General features: G+C 59.0%; 8 protein-coding genes and 1 pseudogene. 3 read left to right on the forward strand and 6 right to left on the reverse strand.

What is annotated here, in order from left to right:
- Positions 1-67: 67 nt before the first annotated feature.
- Positions 68-1,174 carry a DMT family transporter gene (locus JCM12296_RS06995; RefSeq protein ID WP_246804046.1) on the forward strand — a complete coding sequence of 369 codons (1,107 nt, stop codon included), beginning with the start codon at positions 68-70 and terminating at the stop codon, positions 1,172-1,174.
- On the opposite strand, the gene JCM12296_RS43710 is transcribed toward JCM12296_RS06995, so the two are convergent.
- The 6 genes and pseudogenes from JCM12296_RS43710 to JCM12296_RS47160 form a co-directional block, all read right to left on the reverse strand.
- Positions 1,171-2,346: an acetate--CoA ligase family protein gene (locus JCM12296_RS43710; RefSeq protein ID WP_246804047.1), complete on the reverse strand. Its 1,176-nt coding sequence runs from the start codon at positions 2,344-2,346 to the stop codon at positions 1,171-1,173. The genes JCM12296_RS06995 and JCM12296_RS43710 overlap by 4 nt on opposite strands.
- 124 nt (positions 2,347-2,470) lie before the next feature.
- A pseudogene (locus JCM12296_RS43715) lies at positions 2,471-2,755 on the reverse strand (CoA-binding protein); the annotation flags it as partial.
- Positions 2,659-3,294, reverse strand: coding sequence for a CoA-binding protein (locus tag JCM12296_RS43720; RefSeq protein ID WP_246804048.1), 636 nt, complete (start codon positions 3,292-3,294; stop codon positions 2,659-2,661). The pseudogene JCM12296_RS43715 and the gene JCM12296_RS43720, both read right to left, overlap by 97 nt.
- Positions 3,295-3,657: 363 nt before the next feature.
- Positions 3,658-4,113 (reverse strand): aminotransferase-like domain-containing protein, encoded by a 456-nt coding sequence (locus JCM12296_RS47150; protein ID WP_281491943.1) that lies wholly within the window; start codon positions 4,111-4,113, stop codon positions 3,658-3,660.
- Complete coding sequence (locus tag JCM12296_RS47155; RefSeq protein WP_281491944.1) at positions 4,065-4,352, reverse strand: aminotransferase class I/II-fold pyridoxal phosphate-dependent enzyme; 288 nt, start codon at positions 4,350-4,352, stop codon at positions 4,065-4,067. The genes JCM12296_RS47150 and JCM12296_RS47155 overlap by 49 nt, the downstream gene beginning before the upstream one ends.
- On the reverse strand, positions 4,291-5,097 hold the full coding sequence (locus JCM12296_RS47160; RefSeq protein WP_054691257.1) for an aminotransferase class I/II-fold pyridoxal phosphate-dependent enzyme: 807 nt from the start codon (positions 5,095-5,097) through the stop codon (positions 4,291-4,293). The genes JCM12296_RS47155 and JCM12296_RS47160 overlap by 62 nt, the downstream gene beginning before the upstream one ends.
- A 103-nt stretch (positions 5,098-5,200) precedes the next feature.
- Between JCM12296_RS47160 and JCM12296_RS07020 the strand changes: the two genes are divergently transcribed.
- Both JCM12296_RS07020 and JCM12296_RS07025 read left to right on the forward strand, forming a co-directional pair.
- Entirely contained in the window at positions 5,201-5,380 is a 180-nt protein-coding gene (locus JCM12296_RS07020; protein WP_054691258.1) for a hypothetical protein, read from the forward strand.
- A 37-nt stretch (positions 5,381-5,417) separates the two neighbouring features.
- Positions 5,418-6,000 (forward strand): AzlC family ABC transporter permease (locus JCM12296_RS07025; protein WP_054691259.1); only part of this gene is annotated, 583 nt, incomplete at its 3' end.

Raw genomic sequence — 6,000 nt, forward strand, 5'->3', positions numbered from 1 at the left:
TCCTAGGCAGTCCTTCCTGCTGATGGTTCATTGGCCACTTGCTAAGCGAGGAGGGGATCTGATAGAGATGCGAGCCTCGTTCAGCGACGCGCGGTCACCGGATTTGGACCGATTTCGACAGATCGCCCATTATCGTAAGGAAATAAAGACGCATGCGGACTTCTCTGCCCATATGCCCGCCGCCAAACCGGGCTATCTGGAAAACCACCCTGGGGGCGGTAATGATCAGCTTCTCGGCGGTATGGGTCAAACTGTCCCATGTCACGCCCACCGCCTCCGCCTTTTATCGGGTTTTTTGGGGGGCTGCTTTCTGCTTTGGATTTTGCTGGGCCGTCGCGAATCTTTACGGCAGGGCTGGAGAAATCTTTGCCTGGCCGGGGTGGCCGGTTTTTTTTTCGCGCTTGATCTTTATTCCTGGCACCGCGCCATCGCCTACGTCGGGCCGGGGCTGGCAACCATCCTGGCCAATTTCGAGGTTTTTCTGGTACCGGTGGCCGGCCTGTTGCTGTACCGTGAACGGATTCGCTTGCGCTTCATCCTTTCCGTTCCCCTGGCGGTGGCCGGCCTGTTCATGATTGTGGGTATCCGATGGGACCAATTGCGCCCGGATTACCGCATCGGCATCGCTTACGGACTCTCAACGGCATTTTTCTATACGGGCTTCCTCGTGGCGCTGCGCAAGCTCCAGTCCCACCCCTCCAAACCATCGGCGGTGCTCAGCCTGATGATTGTTTCCTTTATTACGGCCGCCTTTTTGGCCGTTGAAATGCTGCGGACCGGTGATTCCTTTGCCATTCCGGATTTGCAAAGCGGTGTGGCCCTCGTCCTCCTGGGGCTATTCAGCCAGACCGTGGGCTGGCTGCTGATCACCCATTCCCTGCCCCGCATTCCGGCGGCCATTGCCGGATTGCTGCTTTTGCTGCAGCCATCGCTTTCCTTTGTGTGGGATGTGCTTTTTTCGCGCGGGAAACGACCGCATTGGCCTGGGCCGGCGTGGCCTTGGCGATTTCGGCGATCTATTTCGGCGCCACCAGCGAAGGTTGACGGATTCGGAAAAATGATGCGGGCTCAAAATAAATGGCCCCCTGCCCGATGGGTGGGGTGGCATCGGACAAGGGGGGGGAAGGACCGAACCGGGTTTCCGGCAAACCGCCGAGGCCGCCCGGCCGGTTAGGCCGTGGTGCTCTTCAGCAAAATTCGGCAGTCGGCCACCACGGCTCCCTGACCCTCGGGATAGACGATCAGGGGGTTGATATCCAACTCGCTGATTTCCGGATGATCGGCCACCAGGGTCGAGACACGTAGGATGCAATCCCGAATGGCCAACAGATCCGACGGCGGATTGCCACGCACGCCTTGGAGTACATTGAAGGTCTTGATGGCGCGGATCATGTTGTCTGCACTGGCAATGAACATGGGCGCCAGGCGGAAGGTGACATCCTTGAGGGCTTCGACCAACGTGCCGCCCAGCCCGAACATGATGATGGGACCGAATTTGGGATTGTGCACGCTTCCGATGATGACCTCCACGCCCTTGCCGGCCATCTGCTGCATCAGGACGCCGTCAATCTTGGCCTCGGGGTTGAACTTCAAACCATTTTCGACAATCTCGTTAAAGGCTTGCTTGGCCTGCTCCACATTGGTGATGTTCAGCTTCACCCCACCGGCATCCACCTTGTGGACAATATCGCGGGAAACGACCTTCATGGCCACGGGGAAGCGAATCTGGTCGGCGACGGCATCGATATCGGCCGGCGTCGCCGCCATGCGGCTGTATAGCAGCGGCAGATCGTAGTATCCCAGGAGCTCGGCCGCCTCCCTTTCAGGCAGGTAGCGTTTTGTTTCGCCCTTGAGCTTGGCCGCGATCAATTCACTGGCCCGTTCCCGCTGGACGGTAAGGGTGGGCAGAATGCGGTTGCCCATGGTCAGGCGCTCGCCAAAGCGGACCATGGCCGCCATGGTACGGGAGGCGGCCTCGGGAAAGACGTAATTGGGAATGCCGTGGCTCTCAAGGTAAGCCACGCCCTCGGAAACGTCCACAATGCCCATGAACGAGCAGAGGATCGGCTTGTCCACTTGTTTGGCCACATTGGGAACGATTTTGGCGGTTTCGAGGATGTCGGTCATGGCCTGGGGCGTGAGCAGAACGATGGCGCCATCCACATTCTCATCCATCATGACGGTTTTCAGGGCGATTTCATATCGCTCATGGGTGGCGTCACCGATGACGTCCACCGGATTGTGGATATTGGCCGTGGGCGGCAGGTGAACCTTGAGCTGGGCCTCGGTTTCGGGAGAAAACGTGGCCAGTTTGAGACCACAACGAATCGCCGCATCGGTGGCCATGATGCCCGGGCCGCCGGCATTGGTGACGATGGCGATCCGGCGCCTTGGGCAGGGGCTGCCGGGAAAAAGCCATGGCGTAATGGAACAGTTCGTTGACGCCCTCCACGCGCTGGATGCCGCTTTGCAGGAAGATGGCATCGTAGGCGGAATCCGACCCCACCAGGGCCCCGGTGTGCGAGGCGGCGGCCCGGGCACCTTCCGATGAGGTGCCGGACTTCACGGCCAGAATCGGCTTGCCCTTGTTCCAGGAGATATCGCTGGCCACCTTGATGAATTCCTGGCCGGCGGAAAGATCTTCCAGGTACATGCAGATCACCTTGGTCTGGGGGTCATCGCCCAGATAGCGCAATAGATCGATCTCGTTGACATCGGCTTTGTTGCCGAAGCTGATGAACTTGGAAAAGCCGATCTTGCGCCTTCGGCATAATCCAGCACCGAGGTGCACAAGGCGCCGGACTGGGAGATGAAGCCGATGTTGCCGGGCCTGGGCATGATGCGGGCAAAGCTGGCATTCATGCGAACATTGGCATCGGTGTTGATTACCCCCAGGCAGTTGGGGCCCACCAAGCGGATTTGGTGACGGACGGCGATTTCCTGGATCTGTTTTTCCAGGGCCGCTCCCTCGCCGCCGATCTCCTTGAAACCGGCAGAGATGATCACGGCACCGGAAGCGCCCTTGTTGGCGGCTTCTTCAATCAGGGCGGGCACCAAATTGGGTTTGACGATGATCAATACCAAATCGATCGAATCCGGTATTTCGCTCAATGTCGGGTAGGTCTTGACCCCGTAAATGGATTTCAATTTCGGATGCACCGGATAAAGCACGCCCTGATACTCACCGCGAGTCAGGTTGCGCATGACCGCCTGACCCACACTGTTGGGGCGCGTGGTGGCGCCAACGATCGCGATCGATTTCGGATTGAAGATGGTTTGAATGGATTCTTTCATGAGCGCTTTCTCCTTGAATAAGATCAACAGCAGGACAGGCCAACGGACGACGCCATTGCCGCAAAACGTTCGCGGCCACCTGGCCCATGCTCAGCAATGCTAATGCCAAAGGCGGCTGAACATCGATATTTATTGTAAATATAGTCTGTTATGGGGTGGTTGGTGCGGCGTTGACCTGCGGTGGGGAGTCTTTCGAGCTGTCATCTTTTTTTCAGCATGTAAAAGAAAAATAGGTGTGCAGCGGGTCGTTGGATACGTCGTAGCTATTGAAAAAACAGGATAAAATACCAACCGGTCTTGGTTTCCGCTTCGGAGGGCAGGTGCTGGGCCGTTTCTTTTCGACGCCAGCGGAAAATACACCGCTCAATGGCGGCACTGGACGGCGATGATATCGGCCAAGGTGCGAATGCCCGCGTCGACGTGTTCATCCCACGGATAGCCGCAGCTGATGCGGATGCAGTTGCGGTAGCGGTCGGTGGTGGAGCAGATGGCGCCGGGAAAGATGGAGATCTTCTGCCTGCGGGCCTCGTGAAAGACCTTAAGGCCGTCCACCCGCCGATCCAGCTCGACCCACAGGGTCAATCCACCGGCCGGAGCCGTGATTCGGGTCCCCTCGGGAAAATAGCGGGCGACGGCCAGGGCCATGTTGGTGACCTGGTTTTTCAGGGCCGTGCGCAGGCGGCGCAGGTGCCGGTCGAAAGCGCCCTCCTTGAGAAACCGGGCGACGATAGCCTGGTTTAGGGTGGGCGAGGCCACGGTGCTGTCCATCTTCAGGCGACGGACGCGCTCCGCATAACGGCCCGGCAGGGTCCAGCCCACGCGCAACCCCGGTGAGAGGGTCTTGGAAAAAGAGGCGCAGTGGAGCACCAGCCCTTGCGATCGAGGGATTTGAGCGTCATGGGGCGCTGCCCGCCAAAATAGAGTTCGCCGTGGATGTTATCCTCGATGATGGGAATGTTCTTCTCCACCATCATTGCCACCAACGCTTTTTTCTTCTCATCGGGCATGACAAATCCCAGGGGATTGTGAAAATTGGGCACCATCAGACAGGCCGCCACGGCGTTGTCGCGGATGGCCTGGTCCAGCTGATCCAGGTCGATGCCGGTCTGGGGGTCGGTGGGCACCTCCAGGGCGAACTTGTTCTGATCCTCGATGATCTGCAGGAACCAGGTAGGTGGGCGATTCCACCACCACGGTGTCACCGGCATCACCAATGGCCCGCAGGCACAGATTGACGGCCTCGATGCAGCCGCTGGTGATGACCATTTCGTCCAGCATGGCCTGGCGCGCTTGTCCGACCATGCGTTTGGCGATCTGGCGCTTCAGTTCGGTATTGCCGTAGGGGTCTTCATAGCGCATCAGACTGCGTTTCATCGTTTCCAGGGGGGCCGTGCGCAAACAGCGGGTCAGGGCCTTGAAGGGCAGGAGCTCCGGCATGACCGTCGACCCGCCCAGCTGGAGAAATTCCGGATTTCCCATGTCCTCGACGATTACATAGGCCAGGGCATTGACCGTGACGCGTTTGGGCTCGGGGTGCAACTGCTGCGTCTCGGGTGGCGGCAGGATACGGTCCAAAAGGGGCTTGACATAGTAACCGGACTTCTGCCGCGGCACGACCACGCCGCGCTTTTCCAGCTCGATATAGGCCTGGTAGACGGTGGTGATGCTCAGGCCGGTCTGGTCGTGCAATTTGCGCAATGACGGCAGCTTCTCGCCGGATCGGTAGACCCCATCCCGGATTCTGGCTTCCAGGTCGTCGGCCAGGCGGGTATATCGAAAACTGGCAGCGGTGTTTTCCGGCATCGATCAAGCCTCCATTCTGTTACTTAAAAAAATAAGAACAACTGTATCTGTTATTGTCTACTGGATTTGTTAGAGTAGGGCAACAACGAATGCGAGGAGGCCCATGAAACCGGAAAAAGAAAACCCTGCCTGGACACGGATCTGTTTTCTGCTTTCACCCGAGGACTCATCGACACCCGCCGGCGGCTTGCCGGTGGGTGTCGGGCCCAGCTGTTGCCGGATCAAAGCGCTGTTCTGGGTTGTTGTCAGCGTGGTGGGCGCAATCCTTTTGGGGCAGTTGTAAGCGGCTGTTTGAAAAGTCCGTCTAAAGGAGACGCACGATGTTGGACGACTTGCGCAAAGGGGTACTGGCTAACCTGCCGGTGGCTGCCAGTGTTGGCGCATACGGCAGTGTGCTGGGCATGTTGGCGGCCCAGAAAGGGCTGACCTGGGGGCAGCTTTTGGCCATGAACCTGTCGATTTTCGCCGGATCCGCCCAATTTGTCATGGTGGAGATGTGGGCGCCGCCGCTACCGGTGGTGGAGATGACCCTGGCCGTCCTGATCATTAACCTGCGCTACCTGCTTATCGGCGCATCACTGGAGCCGCTTTTCCGGGGTACGTCCCTGGCGCGCAAGGCCGCTATCATGCACCTGGTGGCCGACGAGAACTGGGCCGTCACCATGGCGGCCAGTCGCACCGGCCGGGCCACCACCGGATTTCTGCTGGGTGGCGGCATCTGCCTGTGCAGCGTCTGGTCCATGGGTACGCTGCTGGGCCATCGGCTGGGCGCTTTGGTGGCCCATCCAGAGCAATTTGCCCTCGATTTTGCTTTTGTGGCGGTTTTCACGGCCCTGACCGTCGGCATGTGGCGGGGCAAATCAGACATCCTGCCGTGGCTGACGGCGGCGATGCTGGCGGTCG

This window comes from Desulfosarcina cetonica JCM 12296, from assembly GCF_001311845.1.
Lineage (GTDB): Bacteria > Desulfobacterota > Desulfobacteria > Desulfobacterales > Desulfosarcinaceae > Desulfosarcina > Desulfosarcina cetonica.

Coding starts and splice junctions, on each gene's coding strand:
- JCM12296_RS07020 (WP_054691258.1), top strand. CDS start 5,201: ATGAAACCGGAAAAAGAAAACCCTGCCTGGACACGGATCTGTTTTCTG.
- JCM12296_RS43720 (WP_246804048.1), bottom strand. CDS start 3,294: ATGAAAGAATCCATTCAAACCATCTTCAATCCGAAATCGATCGCGATC.
- JCM12296_RS47160 (WP_054691257.1), bottom strand. CDS start 5,097: ATGCCGGAAAACACCGCTGCCAGTTTTCGATATACCCGCCTGGCCGAC.
- JCM12296_RS43710 (WP_246804047.1), bottom strand. CDS start 2,346: ATGGCCACCGATGCGGCGATTCGTTGTGGTCTCAAACTGGCCACGTTT.
- JCM12296_RS06995 (WP_246804046.1), top strand. CDS start 68: ATGCGAGCCTCGTTCAGCGACGCGCGGTCACCGGATTTGGACCGATTT.